This is a genomic window from Pseudomonas sp. FG36 (genome assembly GCF_057809275.1).
In genome coordinates this window covers 25,304-47,554 of record NZ_JBMDJQ010000025.1, presented here as the reverse complement: position 1 = coordinate 47,554, position 22,251 = coordinate 25,304, and the positions used below count along the sequence as shown (strand labels likewise).

The 22,251-nt window shown below is 64.7% G+C and carries 22 protein-coding genes and 1 pseudogene; 4 read left to right on the top strand and 19 right to left on the bottom strand.

The window, feature by feature from the left end:
• Positions 1–64 precede the first annotated feature (64 nt).
• The 8 genes and pseudogenes from ACODS9_RS18725 to ACODS9_RS18690 form a co-directional block, all read right to left on the bottom strand.
• Entirely contained in the window at positions 65–2,563 is a 2,499-nt protein-coding gene (locus ACODS9_RS18725; RefSeq protein WP_489094477.1) for a TonB-dependent siderophore receptor, read from the bottom strand.
• Between the two features lie 86 nt (positions 2,564–2,649).
• Entirely contained in the window at positions 2,650–3,597 is a 948-nt protein-coding gene (locus ACODS9_RS18720) for a FecR domain-containing protein (RefSeq protein ID WP_401105907.1), read from the bottom strand.
• Positions 3,594–4,112, bottom strand: coding sequence for a sigma-70 family RNA polymerase sigma factor (locus tag ACODS9_RS18715; RefSeq protein WP_489094476.1), 519 nt, complete (start codon positions 4,110–4,112; stop codon positions 3,594–3,596). The genes ACODS9_RS18720 and ACODS9_RS18715 overlap by 4 nt, the downstream gene beginning before the upstream one ends.
• A 98-nt stretch (positions 4,113–4,210) precedes the next feature.
• The gene (locus ACODS9_RS18710; protein ID WP_489094493.1) at positions 4,211–4,711 is read right to left on the bottom strand and encodes a GNAT family N-acetyltransferase; all 501 of its coding nucleotides are present in this window, start codon (positions 4,709–4,711) and stop codon (positions 4,211–4,213) included.
• 9 nt (positions 4,712–4,720) lie between these two features.
• Positions 4,721–5,278: pseudogene (locus ACODS9_RS18705) on the bottom strand (HD domain-containing protein); the annotation flags it as partial.
• Between the two features lie 25 nt (positions 5,279–5,303).
• Positions 5,304–6,473 carry a MerR family transcriptional regulator gene (locus ACODS9_RS18700; RefSeq protein ID WP_489094475.1) on the bottom strand — a complete coding sequence of 390 codons (1,170 nt, stop codon included), beginning with the start codon at positions 6,471–6,473 and terminating at the stop codon, positions 5,304–5,306.
• An 84-nt stretch (positions 6,474–6,557) separates the two neighbouring features.
• Positions 6,558–7,763 (bottom strand): diaminopropionate ammonia-lyase, encoded by a 1,206-nt coding sequence (locus ACODS9_RS18695; RefSeq protein WP_489094474.1) that lies wholly within the window; start codon positions 7,761–7,763, stop codon positions 6,558–6,560.
• A gap of 35 nt (positions 7,764–7,798) precedes the next feature.
• Positions 7,799–9,034, bottom strand: coding sequence for a Zn-dependent hydrolase (locus tag ACODS9_RS18690; protein ID WP_489094473.1), 1,236 nt, complete (start codon positions 9,032–9,034; stop codon positions 7,799–7,801).
• Between the two features lie 131 nt (positions 9,035–9,165).
• On the opposite strand from ACODS9_RS18690, the gene ACODS9_RS18685 reads away from it, so the two are divergent.
• Positions 9,166–9,627: an Lrp/AsnC family transcriptional regulator gene (locus ACODS9_RS18685; protein WP_489094472.1), complete on the top strand. Its 462-nt coding sequence runs from the start codon at positions 9,166–9,168 to the stop codon at positions 9,625–9,627.
• Positions 9,628–9,634: 7 nt separating this feature from the next.
• Here ACODS9_RS18685 and ACODS9_RS18680 read toward each other — a convergent pair whose 3' ends face one another.
• From ACODS9_RS18680 to ACODS9_RS18670, 3 genes are all read right to left on the bottom strand, one after another.
• Entirely contained in the window at positions 9,635–10,288 is a 654-nt protein-coding gene (locus tag ACODS9_RS18680; RefSeq protein WP_401105915.1) for an HD domain-containing protein, read from the bottom strand.
• Positions 10,289–10,380: 92 nt separating this feature from the next.
• The gene (tssI, locus tag ACODS9_RS18675; RefSeq protein WP_489094471.1) at positions 10,381–11,535 is read right to left on the bottom strand and encodes a type VI secretion system tip protein TssI/VgrG; all 1,155 of its coding nucleotides are present in this window, start codon (positions 11,533–11,535) and stop codon (positions 10,381–10,383) included.
• Positions 11,536–11,656: 121 nt separating this feature from the next.
• On the bottom strand, positions 11,657–12,760 hold the full coding sequence (locus ACODS9_RS18670; protein ID WP_489094470.1) for a polyamine ABC transporter substrate-binding protein: 1,104 nt from the start codon (positions 12,758–12,760) through the stop codon (positions 11,657–11,659).
• A gap of 138 nt (positions 12,761–12,898) precedes the next feature.
• Between ACODS9_RS18670 and ACODS9_RS18665 the strand changes: the two genes are divergently transcribed.
• Complete coding sequence (locus tag ACODS9_RS18665) at positions 12,899–13,690, top strand: response regulator transcription factor (RefSeq protein WP_401105919.1); 792 nt, start codon at positions 12,899–12,901, stop codon at positions 13,688–13,690.
• 45 nt (positions 13,691–13,735) lie between these two features.
• On the opposite strand, the gene ACODS9_RS18660 is transcribed toward ACODS9_RS18665, so the two are convergent.
• Both ACODS9_RS18660 and ACODS9_RS18655 read right to left on the bottom strand, forming a co-directional pair.
• Entirely contained in the window at positions 13,736–14,119 is a 384-nt protein-coding gene (locus ACODS9_RS18660; RefSeq protein ID WP_489094469.1) for a tautomerase family protein, read from the bottom strand.
• A 252-nt stretch (positions 14,120–14,371) separates the two neighbouring features.
• Positions 14,372–14,689, bottom strand: coding sequence for a hypothetical protein (locus ACODS9_RS18655; RefSeq protein ID WP_046856247.1), 318 nt, complete (start codon positions 14,687–14,689; stop codon positions 14,372–14,374).
• Between the two features lie 226 nt (positions 14,690–14,915).
• Here ACODS9_RS18655 and bla point away from each other — a divergent pair, with 226 nt between their 5' ends.
• Positions 14,916–15,791, top strand: a complete 876-nt coding sequence (bla, locus tag ACODS9_RS18650) for a class A beta-lactamase (protein ID WP_489094468.1) — start codon at positions 14,916–14,918, stop codon at positions 15,789–15,791.
• Between the two features lie 61 nt (positions 15,792–15,852).
• Here the strand turns inward: bla and ACODS9_RS18645 are convergent, their stop codons facing one another.
• The 5 genes from ACODS9_RS18645 to ACODS9_RS18625 all read right to left on the bottom strand — a co-directional run bounded on the left by ACODS9_RS18645 (position 15,853) and on the right by ACODS9_RS18625 (position 20,484).
• Positions 15,853–16,716 (bottom strand): diguanylate cyclase domain-containing protein, encoded by an 864-nt coding sequence (locus tag ACODS9_RS18645; RefSeq protein ID WP_489094467.1) that lies wholly within the window; start codon positions 16,714–16,716, stop codon positions 15,853–15,855.
• 161 nt (positions 16,717–16,877) lie between these two features.
• Positions 16,878–17,795 (bottom strand): arginase family protein, encoded by a 918-nt coding sequence (locus ACODS9_RS18640; RefSeq protein ID WP_489094466.1) that lies wholly within the window; start codon positions 17,793–17,795, stop codon positions 16,878–16,880.
• 27 nt (positions 17,796–17,822) lie between these two features.
• Positions 17,823–18,863 (bottom strand): hypothetical protein, encoded by a 1,041-nt coding sequence (locus ACODS9_RS18635; protein ID WP_489094465.1) that lies wholly within the window; start codon positions 18,861–18,863, stop codon positions 17,823–17,825.
• Positions 18,864–19,069: 206 nt separating this feature from the next.
• The gene (locus ACODS9_RS18630; protein ID WP_489094464.1) at positions 19,070–19,879 is read right to left on the bottom strand and encodes an isocitrate lyase/PEP mutase family protein; all 810 of its coding nucleotides are present in this window, start codon (positions 19,877–19,879) and stop codon (positions 19,070–19,072) included.
• Positions 19,880–20,103: 224 nt separating this feature from the next.
• Positions 20,104–20,484: a hypothetical protein gene (locus ACODS9_RS18625; protein ID WP_198755186.1), complete on the bottom strand. Its 381-nt coding sequence runs from the start codon at positions 20,482–20,484 to the stop codon at positions 20,104–20,106.
• 254 nt (positions 20,485–20,738) lie between these two features.
• Between ACODS9_RS18625 and ACODS9_RS18620 the strand changes: the two genes are divergently transcribed.
• Positions 20,739–21,530: a FecR family protein gene (locus tag ACODS9_RS18620; RefSeq protein WP_489094463.1), complete on the top strand. Its 792-nt coding sequence runs from the start codon at positions 20,739–20,741 to the stop codon at positions 21,528–21,530.
• A 67-nt stretch (positions 21,531–21,597) separates the two neighbouring features.
• Here ACODS9_RS18620 and ACODS9_RS18615 read toward each other — a convergent pair whose 3' ends face one another.
• On the bottom strand, positions 21,598–22,203 hold the full coding sequence (locus ACODS9_RS18615; RefSeq protein WP_367856509.1) for a hypothetical protein: 606 nt from the start codon (positions 22,201–22,203) through the stop codon (positions 21,598–21,600).
• Positions 22,204–22,251 lie beyond the last annotated feature (48 nt).

The following is a 22,251-nucleotide window of genomic DNA, read 5'->3' as shown; positions in this document are numbered from 1 at the left end:
TGCACTGACGCCGCCAGCCTTTCTCTCGCACCGGGGAGCCCCGGCCTGCCGCCGAGGCGTGGGATCAGAATGTGCTGCGCACGGTCAGCATGAGGTTGCGTGGTTCGCCATAGAAGTTGTTGTAGGCCGAGTTACCCACCGTCGCGTAGTACTTCTTGTCGAACAGGTTGTTGGCGTTGAGCGTTGCCGACCAGTGTTGGTCTATCCGGTAATCCAGGCTGGCGCTCCAGATTGTGTAGCCCGATTGCAGGAACTTGTAGTCGACCGGGTCACCGTCGAAGCGGCCGCTGGCCGGGTTGAACGGGCTGACCGTGCCGCGCTTGGAAGTGCCGCTCTGGCTGATCGCGCCCAGGCCGACTTTCCAGTCCTGCAGTTCACCGGGCAACTGCCAGGTGCCCCAGACCTTGAGCAGGTGTTTTGGCGTGACCCCTTCGAAGCTGCCGCGCCCGTCGCTGGCGTCCTTGGCCTCGAGGCGGTTGTAGGTGTAGCCGGCCATCAGTTGCAGGCCGCGAGCAAGCTCACCGCTGATTTCTGCGTCGAAGCCCTTGCTGGTGACCTGGCCTGCATTGAAGTAGCAGCAGGTGGCTTCGCTACCGACCGGGCCGCTGCCGTTTTCATCGTAGACGGCGGTGTCCTGTTGCTCGATGCGGTACACCGCGAACGAGCTGTTGAGGCGACCGTCGAACCACTGGCCCTTGAGGCCGATCTCGTAGTTCTTCGAGGTGGCGGGCGCGATCTGGGCGCCGCTGGTGTCGGTGTTACCGGCCTGGGGGGTGAAGGTCTCGGCGTAGCTGGTGTACGCGGTCCACTGGGCGTTGAGGTCGTAGGTAATGCCGGCGTAGGGGGTGAACACGCCCCGCTTGTGCTGCGTGGCCGGGCGCGACGGTGGCGTCACACCGTCGTAGAAATCCTGCTTGTTCTGGTAGCTGTAGTCGGTCAGGCGACCGCCGAGGATGAACTTGAGGTCGTCGCTGAGGGCCAGGCGCGTCATCCCGTAGGCGGAGCGGCGGATCTCGGGCAGTAACTGCTTCTTGTTGGGCGTGCTGCCCAGGTCCTGCGGCGGGGTGCGTCCGCCGAGGTCCACGGGGATGCCGGAAATCAGGCCGGTGCGCTGGATCACCGAACCCACGGTGTTGGTGTAGTCCACCCCGAGCAGTACGTCATGGTGGCGGTCGAAGGCATCGAAGCCGCCCTTGAGGTAGCTGTTCACCGTCTTGCGCACGCTGCCGCCCTTGTTCGGGTACTGGTGCCAGGTTGGCCCAGTGCCGGTCTGCGGGTCGACGCCGCCAAAGTAGTACAGCCCAGTGGAGTCGCGGTCGATGTCGACGTAGGTCAGGTCCGTGGTCAGCGACCAGTCGCTGGTGAAGTTGTGTTCCAGCCGGGTGTACAGCTGGGAGGTCTTTTCCCGTACGGTGTTCCAGTTCGAGGTGAAGGCCGTGTGGCGTGGCAGCTTCAAGTCGGCGCCGTCGCTGTAGCGCGGCAGCCCGGCGAAGTAGGGCACGCCATCGTTGTCCTGGAAGCTGCCGCCGACGGTGAGCACGGTGTCTGGCGTCAGGTCGAGCTCGAGCGCGCCGTAGGTCAGCGAGTTCTGGGTGTCGACGTAGTCGAGGAACGACTTGCTGTCCTGGTAGGCCAGGCCAAGGCGGCCACGCAGGGCGCCACTGTCGACCAGCGGCCCGGTGACATCCAGCTCGCTGCGGTAGTTGTCCCAGCTGCCGGCCGAGGCGGCGAAGCTCAGGCGCTGTTCGCGCAGGGCGCGCTTGCGCACCAGGTTGATGGTGCCGCCAGGGTCACCGGTGCTGGAATACAGGCCATCGACACCGCGCAGGAACTCGACACGTTCGTACTGGGCCATGTCCAGCTGGCTGAGCGAGCCGTAGCCGGCGATCGAGCTGGTCAGCGGCGCCCCACCGTCGAGGGTGGTGTTGGACACCGCGAAGCCGCGGGAGAAGAAATTGCTCTCGTTGCCCATGGCTGCCTGGGAGATCCCGCCTTTCTGCACCGAGACCCCGGTCATCTTGCCCATCACGTCGGTCAGGCTGTTGAGGTTCTGGTCTTCGATACGCTTGCGGGTGATCAGCGATACCGAATGCGGTACCTCACGCAGCGAGGTGGCCACTTTGCTGCCCACCGTGGCGCTGGAGGCGGTATAGCTGTCGGCATCGGCCTGCAGGCTCTGGCTGTCGATCTGCGTGGCGCCGAGCTGCACGGCGCCATCGTTCGGGAGGGCGATCAGCAGATACACGCCATTGGCCTGGCGTACCGCCTGCAGACCGCTGCCGGCCAGCAGCACGGCAAAGCCCTGGTCGATACTGTAACTGCCTTGCAGCCCGGGCGAGCGCAGGGCCCGGGTAAGTGCGCCATCGAACGACAGCGCCACGCCGGCCTGGCTGGCAAAGCGGCTCAGGGTTTCGTTCAGGCTGCCCGGTGCAATGGCGTATGCCCGGACCTGGGTACTGTTGGCCGATGCGGCCAGGGCAATGCCAGGCAGGGCGAGTGCCGTGCCCAGTGACAAGTGGATGGCCAGGGCCAATGCCGAGTGTGCCGTGTACCGCGTGCTCATGCTTACCTTCCCCAGATGCTTGAGTGTGTCAGATGGAAGGAAGGGCCGAACGAGCGCGCAGGAAAGTGCAAGCGTTGGCAAAAAAATCAACCGCGCGCGGTTACCGTCACCCAGTACCGGGTGCGTCGCCGCACATCGACGGCAAAGGCGCTTTGCAGGGCTGCGAGGGCCAGGTCGGTATCGCTGATCGGAAAAGCGCCGGAGATCTTCAGGTTGGCCACGGCCGGATCGCACTGCAGCACACCGGGGCGGTAGCGCGACAGCTGGGCGATCAACTCGCCCAGCGGCTGCTCGATGGCGATCAGGCTGCCATCCTGCCAGGCACCGACCGAGGCATCGTTGTCGCGTACCTGGCTGATGCCCGTCGCGCCGAAGGCGACCCGCTGGCCGGCTTCCAGGCGTAGCGGCCGACTGGCGCCTGCGGAGACCTGCACCGCCTTTTCCAGTACCGCCACTTCACTGCCCTGGTCGAGCGCGCTGACGGTGAAGCGGGTGCCCAATGCCAGCACCTGGCCGAAACGGGTATCGACCAGGAAGGGGCGAGCGGCCGGGTCGCTGCCGGTGCTGACGGCCAGCTGGCCGCGATGCAGCATCAGCAGGCGCTGGCGCTTATCGAAGCGCACGTCGACCGCGCTGTCGGTGTCGAGAGTCAACTGGCTGCCGTCAGGCAGGGTGAAGGTGCGGCGCTCGCCCACGGCCGTGTGGTGGCTGGCCCTCAGGGCCAGGCCCAGGTCGCTGCGCCAACCCAGGGTCGCCAGCGTCCCTCCACCCAGCAGGCAGGCCAGCCCGTAGAGCACCTGACGTCGCGATTGCCCGGCCGCCAGCAGGGTCGAGGCGGCCAGTTGGCCTGGTACGCGGCCAAGGCTGTCGCTGACTGCCTGCATGCGCTGCCAGGCCAGTTGATGCAAGGGATCGCTGTCGTGCCATTGCTGCCAGCGCGCCTGTTCGTGCGCGTCCGCCGTGCCTGACGCCAGCCGTGCGTACCAGCGTGCGGCGGCGCGAATCGCCTCGCGTTGGGCAGATGTCGGCGTCACTCGCTGGCGTCCCATTGCAGCAGGCAGATATGTTCCATGGCCTTGGCCATGTGGCCGTTCACCGTGCGCAGGGAAACCCCCAACTGCTCGGCAATCTGGGCATAGGTGAGGCCTTCGAGCTGGGACAGGATGAAGACCTGGCGCACCCGTGCGCCCAGCCCCAGCAACAGCCGGTCGAGTTCCACCAGGGCTTCGAACAGGATGGCCTGGGTCTCGGCGCTGGGGGCCTGGGCTTCGGGCAGGCTGGCCAGGGTGTCGAGGTAGGCCTGCTCCAGCGAGCGCCGACGCAGCAGGTCGATCATCAGCCCCTTGGCCACGGTGCTCAGGTATTGGCGCGGTTCGCGGATCTCCAGCGCGGTGCGGGCCTTGATCAGCTTGACGAAGGTGTCCTGCGCCAGGTCGGCGGCATCGCAATGGTTGCCCATGCGCTTGCGCAGCCAGCCGCGCAGCCAAGCGCTGTGCTGGGCGTAGAGGGTACCGACAGCATTGGGCAGGGCAGGAGACTCGGCCGACATGGATGAATTCTTAAATGGGAATTTATCGCATTATTGTTGATTTGCAGTGGGCCTGGCAACGGGGCCAGGCCCACGGTTTGGCCGTGAAGCGGTCAGGTCTATTCGCTGGCCCCGAACGCGGCGTGGTAGTGCACGTCGCCTTGCGGTACGTCCCCAGCGAAGGCCAGCGCCTGGAAGTACTCGGCAGGCACGCCCGGCAAGGTCAGGCCCGGCTGGGCCTTGAAGCCGAAGCGGGCGTAGTAGCGCGGGTCGCCCAGCACCACGCAGCCCTGGCCTCCCAGCCCATGCAGCCGGGCCAGCGCGGCATTGATCAGCGCCGAGCCGATGCCTTGCCCCTGGCGCGCCGGCGACACCGACACCGGCCCGAGGCCGAACCAGCCGCTGGCGCCCGACGCCAGGGTGACCGGGGAAATCGCCACATGGCCGACGACGGTGCCGGCTTCCACGGCCACCAGCGAGACAGTGAGCTGCCCCGCCCGGCGCAGCGCCGTGACGATGAACTGCTCGGTGTGGCTGCTGTGCTCGGCGTCGGCGAAGGCGGCTTCGGTCAATTGGCCGATGGCGTCGATGTCTTCGGGGCGTTCGTCGCGCAGGGCGATGCCATTGTCCAGGTGCCTGCGCGTGTCGGCGTCGATCAGGCCGCGCAGGGCCTCGAACAGCGGTGTGGCGGCGGTGTAGCGCTTGCCGTAGTTGAGGTTGAAGGCGTAGTCGAAGCCCGGTGGGTTGCGGCCCTGGTTGTGCTGCAGCAGGGTTTCCAGCTTGTCGAGGGCCTTGACCGCCTGGGCCTCGGCGGACGTCGCGGCTTCATAGTCTTCCCACAGCCCCATGATCTCCTCGCGCAGGGGCGCATCCAGGCTCGCCATCAATTGCAGCAGGTCGTCGCGCTCCTGCTGGCTCTTGTCGGGGAAGCCCTGCTTGCTGACGGCGGGCACGTCGCCGCTGATGGCCTCGCCGAGGTCGTGGACCAGGCACATCTTCAGGACCTTGAGCAGGTCGAGGTCGCCCAGTTCGTCGGCGAAGGTGATGGCCATCAGGCACAGCCGCCAGGTGTGCTCGGCGGTGCTTTCGGCACGGCCGCTGGAGGTATGGGCGCTGCGCAGCACGCTCTTGAGTTGTTCGGCCTGGCGCAGGAAGTCCAGGCGGTTCTGCAGTTTTTCGATGTTCATGGTGACTCCATGTCCTGGGGCGGGTTCAGCGTGTCTGCATGATGAACAGATGATACCCGTACTCGCCCAGGTGGTTTTGATGGATCTCGAGTTCGCGCCGGATGTCGGCCAGGGCCTGGGAGGCGAACGTGTCGTTTGCCAGGGCGGCCACGCGTTCGCGCAGCGGCTCCAGATAGTTGGTCCAGGCCTGCGCGCTCAGAGGGAAGTGCAGCAGGCAGCGATAGCCTTGGCGGGTGATGGCGGCCAGGCGGGTGTCGACGCTTTGCAGGTCCGGGTAGGCGGCTTGCCAGAAGGCCTCGGCCGTTGGCGCTAGCCTGTCGGCCACTCGCACCAGGTCGCTGACCACCAGGCAACCCTGGGGTTTGATGAAGGTGCGCCAGTACGCCAGGGCGTTGTCGAAGCCCATGATGTAGGCGCAGCCCTCGGCCCAGATTGTGTCGAAGCGCTGGGGGGCGAATGGCAGGTGGGTCATGCTTGCGCACAGCGGCGTGACGCGCTCCTGCAGGCCTCTGGCGGTCAGGGTTTCCCGCAGGCAGCCGAGGCTGTGTTCGTCGTTGTCCAGCGCGGTGATCTGCGCCGCACTATGTTCGGCCAACAGCACGCTGGTGGCGCCACGGCCGCAGCCGATGTCCAGCAATGTCGCGGGCGGGCGGGGCAGGGCGCGCAACGCTTTCAGCGAATCCTGCGCCGAGCCTGGCCCAAGGTGCTTGAGGCCTTCGACAATGCGTTCGAAGTCGGCCATGTAGTGTTCGTGCTGGTTCATGTCGCGCGATAGCCATTTCAGGCGCAGGGCCTGTTTTTCACTGAAGCCTTGCCTGCGCAACCACGCCAGGTGGGCGCCGGGCGCCTGCTGCTCGAGGGCCTGGTGCCAGGGACGCATGGACGACAACCCAAGCATGGCCGCGAGCAGTTCACGCGAGCGCTGCCGGGCGGCAATCTCCTCGTCGAGGCTGCGCAGGCGTTCGAGCAGGGCCGGCCGGTCGAGTCGCGCCTCCAGACACGCCTGGCATTCCTTCAGGCTCAGGCCGCCGGCCTGCAGTTGTTGCAACAGGCGCAACTGCTGCAGGTCCTGCTCATGGTAGAGGCGATAACCATTGGCCTGGCGCCGTGAGGTGACCAGCCCGAGTTTTTCGTAGTAGAGCAGCGTGGAGCGGCTGAGTCCCACCTTCGCCGCCAGTTCGGAAATGCGATACACCTGTCTTCCCCTCATGCAATGGGGCGATGATGAACCCTGAAGTTATAGACAGGTAAAGCGAATTTCCACAGAGGGTATCCTGATTCAGCGCCACGCCCGTTGCCTGGCCAGCACCGATGCCGGCGTTTCCCCCACCAACTCGGTATACAGGGCTGGCGCGGTGGCCCCTTCGGTGCTGATCAGCAATACCCTCGAATCGCGCCCGAGGCCTACCTGGGCCGCCAGCGCAGGCACCGCCATCAACCGCGCCAACCCTGCCAGCCCGGCAACCGCCGACTCACCCGCCAGCAACGGAATGTCCCGGGCACTGCCTTGCGCCAGGCGGCGCATCGCCGCGATGGCATCGCTGTCATCCAGGGTCATGAAGAAGTCGACACTCGGCTGCAGGAACCGCCATGCCAGCGGTGAGGTTTCCCCGCAAGCCAGCCCGGCCATCAACGAGTCCACCGAGCCGCTGGCGGCACGGGGCTGGCCGGCCATGGCGCTTTGCAGCAGGCAGTCGGCCTGCTCGGGTTCGACCACGATGAAAGTCGGGCGTTGTTCACCCATCAGCTCCCAGAAGTAGCTGACGATGCCCGCCGCCAAGCCACCCACGCCTCCTTGCAGGAACACATGGGTGAAGGCCGGATCTTGTCCACTGGCCTCGACCAGCTCGGCGACGAGGGTTCCGTAACCCTGCATCACATCGCCGGGGATCTGTTCGTAGCCATCGTAGGACGTGTCTGAAACCACCTGCCAGCCGTGGGCCTGGGCCAAGGCCGCGGCGTGCGCCACCGAGGCGTCGTAGTTGCCCTCGACCCTTACGATCTGCGCGCCGTAGGCGGCAATGGCCTGTTCGCGCTCCACGCTGACGTGGGCGTGCAGGACGATGACGCAGCGACATCCCACGCTCTGCGCGGCGGCGGCCAGGGCGCGGCCATGGTTGCCGTCGGTGGCGCTGACCACGCTGAAACCGGCCAGCTGGCTGGCGTGCCGGCCGGCGAACAGGTCGGCGGCGGTGAAACCGTGCCCGGGGAAGGTGCGCAGGATCAGGCGCACCAGGGCGATGGGCGCCCCCAATGCCTTGAAACTGCCCAGGGGGGAGCGCACCGATTCGTCCTTGACCCGCACCTGGCCGACACCCAGTTTGGCGGCCAGGTCAGGCAGGTCGTAGAGTGGCGTGCCCGTGGCACGCAGTTGCGGCCAGTGCGCCAGCCATTGGCGGCTCTCGTTTGCCTGGCGGATGTTCATCAGGGCTTGCAGGGCGCGAGGGTAGGGCGTGCGGGTGGCGTTGGGGTTGGCGAAAAGCATGTGATTCTCCAATAGGCAGAGCAACAAGGCGGGGATCAGCGTGTGGGGTTCAGCCGTGTGGTGACCACGTCCAGCAACACTCGCGCGCCATCGAGCAACTGGGCGTCGTCGGTATGCTCGCGGGGGTTGTGGCTGATACCGCCCTGGCTGGGCACGAAGATCATCGCCGCCGGGGCGATACGCGCGATCATCTGCGCGTCGTGCCCGGCGCCGGAGGTCATGCGCCGATGGCTCAGTCCCAGGCGCCGGGCGCTGGCCTCGATGGCGTTGGCCAGCGTGGCGTCGAATGTCACCGGCTGGAAACGCACCAACTGCTCGGTTTCGAGGGCGACCCCTTCGGCTTCGGCAAGCGCTCGGAGTATCCGCGCCAGGTGCGCCTCGGCCTGTTGCAGGCGCTGTTCGTCCGGGTCGCGCAGGTCGACAGTAAAGGTGGCGCGGCGTGGGATCACGTTGATCACGTCGGGCTCGAAACGCATGCAGCCGGTGGTCGCCAGTGTCGTGCCGCTGTCCCGGGCCAGGCGCCGCAGCTCGGTGACCGCGGCGCAGGCGACGAAGCCTGCGTCATGGCGCAAGCGGGTCGGGGTGGTGCCGGCGTGGTTGGCGTTGCCTGTTACCGTCACCTGCTGCCAGGAGATCCCTTGCAGGTTCTCGACCACCCCGATCTGCGTGTGCTCGGCTTCCAGTAGCGGCCCCTGTTCGATATGCAGCTCGAGGTACTCGTGGGGCATGATCGCGCCAGGTTCCATGTCGCCGGCGTAGCCGATGCGTTGCAGCTCGTCACCCAGGCGTGTGCCATCGGTACCGAGAGTGTCCAGCGCCGCCTGCAGCGCGAGCCCGCCGGCATGCACCAGCGAGCCCATCATGTCCGGCTGGTAGCGCACGCCTTCCTCGTTGCTGAAGGCCGCCACGGTAATCGAGCGTGCGGGCGTCACGCCGGCCTCGCGGTAGGCCCGCTGTACCGCCAGCCCGGCCAGTACGCCGTAGCAGCCGTCCAGGGCACCGGCATTGGTGACACTGTCGATATGCGAGCCGATCATCAGCGGTGCGGCATCGTCGGGGGCGCGCAGCGTGCCGAAGATATTGCCGATGCGGTCGATAGCGACTTCCAGTTCGAGCTCGCGCATCCAGGCAACCAGTTGGTCGCGGCCGGCCTTGTCGGCGTCGGTGAGGGCGATACGCGTGCGGCCTCCGTTTTGCGCATCGGCGCCGATGTCGCCCAGTGCACGGATCTGTTCCAGCAGTTTCGGGCCGTTCAGGTGCAGTTTGCTCATGCGGTTCTCCAGGGCCTCATTCATGCGGTGTGGGCGAAATGATATTTGCTTGTGGTGAACTGAAAGTTTGATTTTCAGGCCAAAAGCGTAATCTCATTGCAGTCGCATACGCCTGACAGGACCCCACCTACATGAGCCTTGACTCCTTCGACCGCGCACTGCTCGACGCCGTGCAGCGTGATGCCAGCACTTCCCAGATCGACCTTGGCGTGCAGGTGAACCTGTCGTCGGCAGCGGTTAACCGCCGGCTGAAGAAACTCACCCAAGACGGCGTGATCCAGCGCACCGTGGCCCAGGTCGACCCGCTGGCGCTGGGTTACACGCTGACGGTGATCACCGAAGTGGAGGTGGAGAATGAGCGTCTTGACCTGCTCGACGCCATGAAACGCACGTTCATGGCCTGCCCGCAGGTGCAGCAGTGCTATTACGTGGCGGGGGCATGCGACTTCGTGCTGATCATGCTGGTGCGGGACATGGCGCAGTACACCCAGTTGACGCGGGAGCTATTCTTCCAGAGCAACAATGTGAAGCGCTTCAAGACGCTGGTGTCGATGAGCAATGTGAAGACCGGGTTGCAGGTGCCGGCGACCTGAGACGAGCTCAGGCTACGCCGATCTCATCCATGAAGTCGTCCAGGAACGACGCCAGCCGTTCATGCCGGAGCGTCGCCAGCCGAGCCCCTTCGACAGTCTGGAACCCTGAGGCGAGCTTTAGCAGCTTGGTGTGGAAATGCTCGATGGCGTACCGGTTGTCCTGGTGGTCCCGCCCTTCGGCAGTGGGATTCTCGAAGTCGTACAGTGACGAGCCCATGCGGCCTGCGACATAGAAACAACGGGCGACGCCCACCGCGCCGAGGGCATCGAGGCGGTCGCTGTCCTGGAGGATCTTCGCCTCCAGGCTCAGCGGCGCGATGCCCGCCGAGAAACTGTGGGTCTGCACCGCATGGGCCGTTTGTTCGACGCGTGCCGATGGCCAGCCCATGTCGGTGAGGATCGCGGCGGCCCGCTCGGCCGACAGTGTCGAGGCCTGACTACGCAGAGGCGAGTTCTTCTCCACCGCCACGCAGTCGTGTAGCACGGTGGCGGCAAGCAGCACTTCAAGGTCGCCACCTTCCTTGGCCTGGATGCGCCGGACGTTGCTCCACACCCGTTGCACATGGGCGAGGTCGTGGGAGCCGTCGGTACAGGCGCCGGGCAGGCAGGGCAGCAGTTCGTCCGCCAGGGGCTGCAGGGGAAAGAACGGCGCGTTGGCCATCGAGCGGGCTCCATCGATCAGGGGAGGGGCTGAACATCGGTTCGGCGTGGCAACGGTACACCAATCGTCGCTGGCGCGGGCAGGGCGTGCGGTCAGCGGCAACACAGGCAACCGCTGATCAGCGGTTGATCGGGGTCGTTTTCCACAAAGGTGACCATGACTTCCATGCCCGTGTGCGGCGGTGTGCTCGCACAGCTCCAACTGGAGGACGCGCTCAGCCAGCAACTGCTCTTGTCGTCGAACCAGTCTTCGCGGTCCCAAGGGAACTTGACCTGTATCTTTGCCAGGCGCCGGTCACGCTGGGACATCTCGTCTTCCACCGCGATGACGACAGCGGTCTGGTTGCCGGGTAGCTCAGGTTTGCGGTGAGTCAACGGCTGACGGTACGACGTATCCCAGGGAACAGCCATGAAGTGGTTGCGGTATCCCTGAGCAACGTCATCCGCCTGGTCAGTGGCGCCGGGCTCAGCGGCTATCCGTGGTTGCCTGCCCTGGTGAATGACCCGCGTCAGGAGCCACGGGGCGTTCCACGCCTGGCGCGGATGCCCGCAAATGTCCAGCACATGGCCACTAGCCAAATGGGTCTGGTCACTTTGCCCTTCAGCTTGATGATCCGCCAGGCCACGAAAATCGAGCGGATTGTCGCCGTCCTGGTTGCAGGCGGCAGGTTGCCCCAGCCTGGGGAACACCGCCTGGTCATCACCGAACACCAGCACATGGCCCTGGGCACTGTGCTGGAAATGGAAGTGGATGCCTTCTTCCTCGCACAGGCGCTGAATGAAGTGCAAATCCGTTTCGTCGTATTGGGTGCAGTAGTCGCGCTCGGGGTAGGTCGAGCCTAGATGAAACCGATAAGCGTCGCCGACGATCCCGTGCTCCTCCAGGATCAAGGCAACAATGTTCGGTACCGAGAACTGTTCATAGATTCTCTGGTTGATGCGGTGGCGCAAGTAGGACAGGTGCGGTACCAGGGTCATGCTGTAGCGCTTCGACTCTTGTGTATTACCGCTTTGAGCGATGTGGTAGACCCGGCCATGAATGCCGTTGCCATTGTTGTCGAAGGAGAGGAAAGCCTCACGGTCGAAAAGGCATTCGAGATCCAGGTCAGCCCGCTCGGCGATCAGCTCCACATTGAAGAAGTACGGCCTGCCGAGCGCTTCCTCCCCATTGAATGCGAGCACGTGGAAAGCGTGATCGATACCGTCGATCGTCAAACTGAATCGAGTTTGCTGGGCTGGGCTGGACATCCACTGTTCTCTTTTCAAGGTCGGACTCAATTGAGCAACAGGCATTGGCGCGCAGCGCGCTGCACGCCAATGGACACGATCAAGGGCTGGCATGGGGTAGCAGACACCCGATTACTTCAGATCACACACCGCTTTTCACTTTGGTCCAGACCCGGGTGCGGATCCGCTCCAGTTTCAACGGCAGTGGCTCGAGTGGGATCAGCGTGGATATCGTCGTGGCGTCCGGGTAGATCCAGGGATTGTCGCGCAGTTTCTGCTCGACAAACTCGGTGGCGTCTTTGTTGGCGTTGGGGTACAGCGTGTGGTTCGAGGTCTTGGCAATGACTTCTGGCCGCAGCATGTAGTTGATGAACGCCATGCCCTCCTTGGGGTGAGGGGCGTCTTTGAGCAGTACCAGGTTCTCCGACCAGACCAGCGCGCCCTCGCGCGGCAGGCTGTAGGAAATCCGGCGCCCGGTGTTGGTCTTTTCGTTCAGGGCCTGTGCCGCAAGGGCGCCATTGGCCCAACCGACAACCGCGCAGATATTGCCGTCAGCCAGATCGGTGTCGATTCGCGAGGAATCGAAATAGAGGACGTAGGGGCGTATCTTCAGCAGCAGCGTCTGGGCTTTCTGGTAGTCGTCCGGGTTCTTGCTGTTGCTGGGCAGCCCCAGGTAATGCAAGGCAATCGAGATGATCTCGCTCGGGGAATCGAGCATCGCCACGCCGCAGGATTGCAGCTTGCTGATGTTCTCTTCCTTGAAGATCAGGTCCCAGCTGTCCACCGGCGCCTGTTCACCCAATGCCGCTTTGACCTTGTCGACGTCATAGCCGATGCCGGTGGTACCCCACAGGTAGGGCACCGCGTAACGATTGCCAGGGTCATTGACCGCGACCTGGGCCAGCAGCGCAGGGTCGATATGCGCCAGGTTGCTCAGTTGCTCACGGTCCAAGGGCTGCAGCACGCCCGCCTGGATCAGGCTGGGCAATACGTTGGAGGTGGCCACGACCACGTCATACCCCGTGCGCCCGGCCATTACCTTGCTTTGCATGATGTCGGCGCTGTCGAACGCATCCATGCGCATCCGCGTGCCGGTTGCCTGTTCGAAGGCCTTGGGGGTCTCTGGCGCGAGCAGCCCGAACCAGTTGTACAGGTGCATGCCGGGCTGGGCCGCGGCCACCGAGGTGCTGATTGCCGCACCGAGCAGCGAGGTGGCAAAAAGGGTTCGCAAACGTGACGTTCTCATGCAACATCCTTATCGAAACGATGTATCTTCTGGCCCGTCCTGAGCCCAGACAGCGACTATACCGGGCAGGCCCGGATAGTAAATACCTCCGATTACGTAGCGCTGACCTGCTAATTCCTAACCCAAAAGGGGTAGAAAATGCCGTTCGACCTTCATGGCCTGGCGTGGCACCGTTCGATCGGCAAGCTGATCATGCAACTGGACCGCCCCGCGTTCTGGAGTTCGTTGGTGCGGGTATTGAATGAGTACGTGCAGATCGACAACTGGGTGGTGCTGATCTTCAGCCAACAGCAGGTGGACGTGGTGGCTCTTCCTGAAGTGGCCGATGCGCAGGAGGTCGATGCGTTCATTCATCGCTATGTGAAGGGGCTTTACCTGCTGGACCCGTTTTATATCGCCAATCGGGAAAACCCGCAGAGTGGCTTCTTTCATTTACTGGACATAGCACCTGAATACTTCGTCGAGACTGAATACTATCAACAGTATTTCGCTCATTATATTTCGGCGGATGAAGTCCAATACAACGTCCAGCTCGACCCCGATAGAACATTGTGCATGTCCATAGGCAGCAAGGTCCGTTTCAGCCAGGAACAAATTACCCTGCTCGATATCATCAAGCCCTGGGTGACTGCGCTCATGCACCAGCGCATGGCCTTTGAAGTCGACGCGAACGAACACCTTGCCGAGCCACTGTCATGGCCGGAAACGGTTGCGCAGCTAGCCACGCAGATCACCTCGCGCGAGAGCGATGTGCTCAGGTTGCTGTTGAGTGGCTTCTCCAACAAGGAAGTGGCCGGCAAGCTGGCGCTCTCGGTCGAGACCATCAAGGTGCATCGGCGTAACCTCTATGCCAAGTTGAATGTCAGGTCACAATCCGAATTGTTCGCCCGGTTTCTCATGCCAAAGCAGGACGCTCTTGCTGCGCGGTGAGGTCAGTTGTTGGGCCAGCTGTTGGTCGCCAGTGCCCGTTCTATCTCAGAGCGCGTACTGGGCGATACCGTTGCCGAACGACCAGTTCTCCTTGCGCACTTCGACCAGGTTGATGAACACGTCCTGCGGGCGGACCCCGGCCTCGCGTTCGAAACCTTCGGCGATCGCCTGGTACAGCGCCTTCTTCTGCTCCAGGGTGCGGCCTTCGCTGAGGGTGATCTGGATGAATACCTGGCCGTCGGAGCGCTGGATGCCCAGGTACTGCGGGTCGAACACCAGGCGATCACCGTCGTGCTCGGTCAGGACCTGGAAGTTGTCGTGCTCGGGGACATTGATCGTGCGCCGCAGGCAGGCGTAGACGATCTGGCCAAGCGTGTGCAGGTGAGTCGGGTCGGGGTGGCGCTTGATGTCGATGCGTACCAGGGGCATGTGGACTCCTTGGGCTGTGCCAGGCGAGACGCAGAAGCTGGTAGGCTCTGTACGAAAAGCCTTGATACTTGTTCATGCTGCGTTGAAAACAGCCTCGGAATGCTCATGTACTCCAGTACAGTCGGGCGCGACCCCGGGCGTTCCTCGGCTGTTTTCGCCTTGCCTGACCTGCGTCTCAAGACTTTTCGTACAGAGCCTAGTACAGGATCGGGGCAGGGCAGAGCCCGGCATGGCGCCGGGCTCTTGAAGGCATTACTGAGGCAACAGCTTGTGGGCGCGTTCGCTGGCGTTATTGAAGACCTCGATCAGTCTTTTCGCCAGTGCGTCTTCGATTGCCGCGGCGGTGAGCAGGCCCTGGGTGAAGCCGATGCCCTGGTCCTTGGCGACCGCCAGTTGCTGGCTGTTCTCCGCTTCGGCCAGGTCGCCCAGGTAGTGGGCTGCGCGGAAGGCGTAGCGCTCGGGGAGGGTCAGCTGTTCAAGCTCCTTCAACGAAAGGGCGAACTGGCTGGCGGCGGCGGGTTTCAGGCTGAGATGCTCGAACTGGAGCAGGCTCAGGCGATCGGTAGTCAAGGCGAATCTCCGTTTCTTTGCGGGAATACCCGGTTACTGTCCTGCCTTTTGCCGGTCAGCGCAAGGGTGGCCAGGGCGGTGGCGCGAAAAGAATTGTCCTGGCGCGGTCAAGGGAGAAGCGCGTGCCATGCGCCGCGCAGGCAGCCCTGGGCGCATCCTCTGCTTGGCGCGCATGCTAAAACGTTCTAGCCTTCGCGTTTTGCTCATTGCCGTAAGGAATACCCGTATGACTCCCACCCTCAGCCGCCGTCGCGTGCTCCAGGGCGCGCTCGGCTGCTCGGCCCTGCTGGCCCTGCCAACCTGGGCGGATGACCCGCTGCGCAAAGCATTGCAGCAACTGGAGGCCACAACGGGCAGCACGATCGGCCTGTGGGCCCTGGACACCGGCAGCGGCCAGCAACTGGCCTGGCGCGCCGAGGAGCGCTTCGCGTTCTGCAGCACCTTCAAGGCCGTCCTCGCCGGCGCCATCCTGCACCGCAGCCAGGCCGAGCCGGGCTTGCTGGAGCGGCATATCGCCTACGGCGCCGAACAGCTGGTGGTGTATTCCCCGGTCACCGAAAAGCACGTCGGCGCCGGCATGACCGTCGCCGGGCTCTGCGCCGCCGCGGTGCAGTACAGCGACAACACCGCCGGCAACCTGTTGCTCGAGCTGGTCGGTGGCCCACCGGGGCTTACGGCGTTTGCCCGCAGCCTGGGTGACCCGACGTTCCGCCTCGACCGCAACGAACCGACGCTCAATACCGCCTTGCCGGGCGACCCGCGTGACACCACCACGCCCCTGGCCATGGGCGTGACTCTGCAGCGCCTGTTGCTGGGCGACGGCCTGGCTGCTGCCGAGCGCCAACAGCTGCAGGATTGGCTCAAGGGCAACACCACGGGCGATGCCCGCATCCGCGCCGGCGTGCCGAAGGATTGGGTGGTGGGCGACAAGACCGGGTCGGGTGACTACGGTGTAGCCAACGATGTCGCGGTCATCTGGCCCAAAGGCCGGGCGCCGTGGATCGTGGTGGTGTTCAGCCGTGGAGCCAAGGCGGATGCGCCCTGGAACAGCGAGACGATCGCGGCAGCCACGCGGGTGGTGGTGGAGGCTTGGAAGGGCTGAGCAATCGCTCGGACCATTACCCGAACGCGTGGGAGCGGGCTTGCCCCGCGATGAGGTCGGCTCACCCCACGCGTACGCGCCGCCGTTTCTTGAGGTACATCTGGCCATCGGCGTGGCTGAGCAAGGTGTCGGCATCCTCGCCATCGCTGGGGTAGCAGGCCACGCCGATGCTGCAGGAGGGCATCCTGACCTCGCCGAACTCGGCGCCGAGCGGTTGCTCCATGACCCTGGCGATCTGCTCGACCATCTCGTACACGGCATCCTCCGAGGGCACGTCGGTCAGCAGCACGATGAACTCGTCGCCGCCGATCCGCGCCACGGTGTCCGCCGCCTGCACGCTGTCCTGCAGCCGGTGGGCGATGGTGCACAGCACGCGGTCGCCGGCGGCATGGCCATGCACATCGTTGATGCCCTTGAAATCATTGACGTCGAGAAACAGCAAGGCCAGCTGCCGGTGCTGCTGGCGAGCCATGCGCAGGGCCGTGGCGAGGCGGTCGTTGAACAGCGAGCGGTTGGTCAGCTTGGTCAGCGGGTCGTGATGGGCGAGGAAGCGCAGTTCCTGCTCGGCCTGGGTGAGGGCGGTGATGTTGCGGGCCACACCGATCCGCGCCCCCACTTCGTCGGACCAGAACGCCGCCCAGAGGATATGGACCACCTCGCCATCCTTACGGATATAGCGGTTGCGAAAGTCGAAATGGGCGTTGCCGTTCATCACCTGGACGATCGAGGCGCGGGTGGCCTCCAGGTCGTCCGGGTGCATGTAGCGGGTGATCGGGGTGCCGGTGAGCTCGTCGGCGCGGTAGCCGAGCAAGGCCTTGCAGGCATCGCTCACGAACACTATGGTGTCGTCCCGGTCGACCACGAACACGGTGTCCAGCATCAGGTGGATCAGCCTGGGGTAGAGCGCTTGCAGGTCGACGGGCATAGGGCGGGGGTGTCCGATACGGGTAGCCCGGTCATGGTCCGATCACGCAGGGCGGCCGCGCGATGTCCTGCAAGCCGCCGTGGGCCGCTTGCCGCGCCCGAGCAGCATACACAGGGTCGGGGGCGGGGCACTACCGGTACGCAAGCAAAATGGCGGCTGCTTCAATCGGTCGTGCTCGGTGGGAACGGCAATCGCCCCAGCAGCTCGACGATCGTCGCCGCGCAGCGCCCGTCGGGGTCCAGGTCAGGGTCGAAGACGGTCACCGTCATGCCCCGGCAGCGTCGATCCGCCACGAACGGGATGAGGATTTTCGCCAGGTCGTCGGGTGCGATGCCCGGTGAGCCGGGGCTGTCGACCGCGGGCATGATCGCCTGGTCCAGCACATCGACGTCGAGGTGTATCCAGAGCCCCTGGTCAGGCACCTGAGCGAGCGTGTCGCGGATCCGTGCGATGACTGCGTCCGGGCCGATGGCAAGCGCCTCGAACACGTCGATCCGGTTGATGGCCGTATGGTTTATGTCGGGCCAGGCGAAGTCATGGTCACGGTTCTCGCGCTCTCCCAGCTGGATAACCTGGGCATCGGCGACGAGCGGGCTGGTTATGCCGGGCCAGTCGGTCGCCAGCGCCTCGCCACGGCCGGTCGCCAGGGCCAGGTCCATGCCTGCGACGGCGCCCAGGCTCTGTGCCGGGTCGTAGTTGCCGGGGTGGCGGAAGTCGCTGTGCCCGTCGATGTGGAGGAGCGACAGCGGGCCTGCGTGGCGCGCACCGGCCAGTGCGCCGAGCAGGATGGAGCAGTCTCCGCCGAGGACCAATGCGAATTCGTCCTGCAGCGTGGCGGCGCGCACCCTGTCCGCCAGGGCGAGGTTGAATGCGCGCAGGGCGTGGCCATTGCGCAGGCGGGTGCCGGGCTGCGCCTCGGCTGAGTAGGCTGGGCGCGGCAGATGCCTCACTGTGCTGGCCTTGATCGCCCGTAGCAGACCAGCTGCAAGCAGGGCTGAGGGGGCTCGCCAGGTACCGGGTTGGTGGCCGGGCCTCAGGGGGCTGAGGCCGAGGTTCGAGGGGGCGGCGATCACTTGCATGGGGCAGACTTCCGCTCGTGTGAGTGACTACAGTCTCCAGCATCCGGCGAAGCGCTTGCAAACCCCTTCGCGTTGATCCAGTTCAGCCATGCTGCGCAAGTGTTCGAGGCTGATCTGCGCGACCGTCTCTTGCAGGACATAGTTGTAGTAGTACGCCATGTCGCGCATGCGCTGGGCCTTGCTGCGCAGGCCTGCGTCGTTGTTGCCACCGGCCCAGACCTGTAGCTGCTCGTCGCGCACGCTACGCAGGTAGGCGCGGCTGTCGGCGTCGTAGCGCTCTAGCGTACGTGCCTTGAGGTTGGCGAGCGCCTCGGCGAGCCTCTGCAGATTCTGCTGGTACTGCTGCCAGTAGGCCTCTGGCAGATCGAGGCCCAGTTCCCGCTTGCGTGCTGCTACCTGGGCTTCGGGAGAGGTTTGACGAGGGATGGCGACGGCAGTGCGCAACGTGGTCAGTTGCTCCATCTCCGGGGTGACGCTGTCGTGGATGATGCTATCGATCAACGCGGTGCGCCGAGGGGTATCGGGCAGCGGTGTGGGTTGTTTCGGGAACAACGCTGAGGTACCCCGGCAGGCGCTTGGGATGGTGTCGATCATCGGATAGGGCTGGCGCAGGTCCTTGCCCTCGACCCGTTGCAGACGCACCAGTGCCGCCTGGCAGTAGCCAGGTGACTGGTCGAAGCTCAGTTCATACTCGGAGCCTGCCTGTGGTGTCAGGGTGAACGAGGCCGAGCAGACCGTGGTGGCGCCCTGGGTGTTGGCGCGAACATGTACCGGCTGGCCGGGTTCGAGGCGGATCTCGTAGTAGCTATTGCTGTTTGCTGGCGGCGGCACGCTCATGTCGGCCCGCCGGCGAGAGTCGGGCACGAACAGGTTGTTGAGCATGCCGGTGGTCCGGGCTTCACAGCGCGCGCTGTCAAACAGGTCGAGGGTGGCGCTGCCATTGCCCGAGATGTAACGCAGCTTGGCGGCATCCGGGCGGGCGCTGTCGATATAGGTACCATTGAGACTGCAGGCGCTGACCAGGGTGGACAGGGCGAACAGGGCAAGCAGGCGGGCGGCGGGGGGCATGATCGTCCGTGAGTGAGGCCATGGGGGCGCCGATGCTAGGGCGATTCCGGCTAATCGTCCAGTGGGCCGAAGGTGATCAGCCCACGGTGGTGGAGCGCTTGCTCTGCCTTTTAGGGCATCCGCTGCCGTCCAGGTAGAGCAAGGCCTTGACCAGCCCACCACGAACCAATAAGGGTCAGGTGCTTTTCAGCAGGCACAGGCTTTCCCTACCGTTCAGAAGGTGCCATCAGAGCGTTGAGTTCTGCATAGCTGTGGGCCTTCAACCCACTGGTGTCGAGCTGCCCACTTTGCAGGAAGCGCTGGGTGAGGCCGCTCATGGCACCGTAGAGAAACTCGGCGATGCTCGAACCGGCGCTCAGGCGGCGAACGCCAAGCCGTTGCAGTTCGGCAGGGCCGGGCAAGCCTGCGCGCCAGAGCAGGTTGACCGGCAGCGTCACCTCCCGGCACAGCGTGGCGATCTCGCCGGGCTCGACCACGCCGGCGGCGAACAGCCCGTTCGCGCCGCCGACGGCATACTGCGTGGCGCGACGCAGGAGCTCTTCGAGGCGTTGCTCGGCGGGCAGCAGGTTCTTCAGGTAGACATCGCTGCGCACGTTGATGAAGAGGTCGACCCCGCGCTGGCTGGCGGCGTTTCTGGCGGCGTCGAGCTTGCGCAGGAGCTGTTCGGGGGGCTGCGTGCCGTCCTCGATGTTGATGCCCACCGCGCCGGCGGCGATGACGGTGTCGATGACCTTGGCGACCTGTTCGGGAGCGTCCGAGTAGCCGCCTTCGATATCCACGGTCAGCGGCACGTTGAGTACCCTTGCCATCGACTCGACGGTGCCGGCCAGCAGCGCCAGGGGCAGCTTGTCGCCATCCTGGTAACCATGGGACCAGGCCACGGCGGCGCTGCTGGTGGCAACTGCCTTGCTGCCCTGGCGTTCGACCAGGCGTGCACCGCCGGCGTCCGACACATTGGCCAGCAGCAACAGCCCTTGCTGGTGAAGGTCATGAAAAACGCGATCCATTGCTGCCATGAAGATATGACTCCCTTGAACATCCTGTTGATGGTCCACTGCGGGCTTTAGATTGCCATTTTTCCTGGGGTTCGACGAGAGTGTTGCGGCGCCTGCGAGATTGAGCGCCGCCCGCGCGGCGCATCGCGGATGAATCCGCTCCTACGTTTGTTGCAACGTGGCCATGTCTGATAGGCCATGGTTGTAAGCTTCGTGACGCTGTGGGTGGAAATGCGTGGGACTGTTCAGCGGCGATAGTAGCGGCGGTCATCGTCATAGCGATGGTGCAGGGCGCGATCATGGTGGCGGTCCCAGTAGCGTTGCCGCTCCATTGCCCGGCGGTGCTGCTCCCGGCGCCATTGCTCGCGGCGCCACTGCTCCCGGCGCCAGTCGTCGCGGTGGTCATGCCAGCGCTCGTCGTGGCGATAGCGGTCGTCATGGGCCAGCAGCGGTGCCGATGGCGCGCTTGCCAGGCTTGGCCAAGGGGTTTCAGTGGCCTTGCGGTCCGCCAGGTCGAGGGTATGGGAGGGAGGTGTCGAAGTCTTCATCGCTGCGGCGGTTGCCGAGCCTGCGGTCGCCAGTGCGAACAGGCCAACGAGCAGCATGTATGGAGCAGGGATTTTCATGAGTGAAGACAACCTCTGATTGGCAGTTGAACGTGTGTTCGGTAGCTGTTGGAACAACCGTGGAACGCACTCACCCAATAGACCGGCAAAATGGAAAAAGTTCTGGAGCGGCGCGTGCCCCGGGCTTGCTCTCCAGGTGTCTGCAGCAGGCGCGTTTTGAAAGGCCTGCCTATGGAGTGGGCTGAAGCAACTGGTAGAAAGTAAATGATAAGAATTATCATAAGCGCCTTTCGCCCTCCCCAGAGAGTCGTCGTATGTCTTCAACCAACCGCGAGCCGGCACTGGACCTGATCCAGAACAATCACGCCGAGCCGCTGGGCACCTGGAGTGGCGGGGCGAAGGTATCGCGGCGGGCACTGCTCGGCGGACTGAGCGTGGGCGGTGCGCTCCTCGCCAGTGGCTATGGCGTGAGCCAGTGCGGCGCGCTGCCAACCCTGTTCAGCGATTGCGCCACTGGCACCGGGCAACGACGTGGCTGGCGGCTGGCGTCGGGGCTCTCAGTGCTACTGGACAGCCGCAGCGCGCTCGACAGCGTTGGCCGCGCCGTGACCTTGCAACGTGGACGGGTGTTGCTGGAGGTGACGCAGGGCGCAGGAGTCAGCCTGCGAACTGCGCAGGTACGCATTCTGCCGGGGCAGGCGGCACGCTTGATCGTTCAGCAACAGGCCGGCGCCACCCTGGTGCAGATGCTCGATGGCGTGGCGTCGGTCGCGCGTGGTTCGGCAGCGCCGGTGGTACTGGAAGGCGGTTGGCAGCAACTGTTCGGCGACAAGGGCAGCACCCCGAGAGCCGCGCTGCCGGATGGGGCCGGAGCCTGGACCCACGGGCACCTGGTGGCCGAGCGCATGCCCCTGGCCGAGGTGCTGGAGGAACTCGACAACTATCGTCCCGGCGTGCTCAGGTGCGACCCGCGGGTCGCGGGATTGCAGGTCAGCAGATCCTTGTCCCTCGACCAGCCGGACGACAGCCTGACGCTGCTGAGCGAAGTGCTGCCAGTCCGGGTCCAGCGGGTGCTGGGGTTCTGGGTCAATATGGTGCCGGCCTGAGTCCGCCTGTTTCAGGGGCTGAGGAGCGTGTTGCCGGGACCTGCAAGGCGCCGCGCGCACCAGTCACTTACTTAACCTGGCCGTTGTACACCACGGTCGCGGCGCCGTCCTTCTTGATGGTCAGCTTGTTGCCCTCGGCCATGCTTTCGACCATTTCCGAACAGCCGTCCACTTCGGCCTTGCCGTCCACGTACTCACCGCTGGTATCGAAGCTAAAGACATAGGTCGACGCCGGGCAGGCATTGCCGCCTTCGCCCGTGGACACCACGAGTACATAGCGGTTGGGGCCGAACGTATAGGCCTTTTCGATGGCGACGTAGCCGGTGCTTTCGGCATCGGCGACGACGGCCTCCATGACGTTCATCACGCCCGCCCGGGACTGGTAGTTCAGTGCAGTGCCCAGCTCCATGCCTTGCACGGTGAACGGCCCGGCGCCTTCGTCGCCGACTGGCAGCGGCTCGTAGGCGATGCTCGGCGCCAGCGGCGCGGTGGCCGGTTTGGCCAGCAGCGCGGGTTGCGGCTGGGGGTTGATGCACTGTCCACTTTCACAGATGCGCTCACCTTTGCAGTCGGTGTCCTTGGCGCATTGGCCAGACACCGCGGCGGTCTGTTCGGCCTTGTCGCAGCCGGCGATGGCCAGGGTGAGGAGGGCGAGGGTAAGCAGTCGCTTCATCAGCGAAGTCCTTTTCATGGATGAGGGCTGCGCAGTATCGCCAAACTG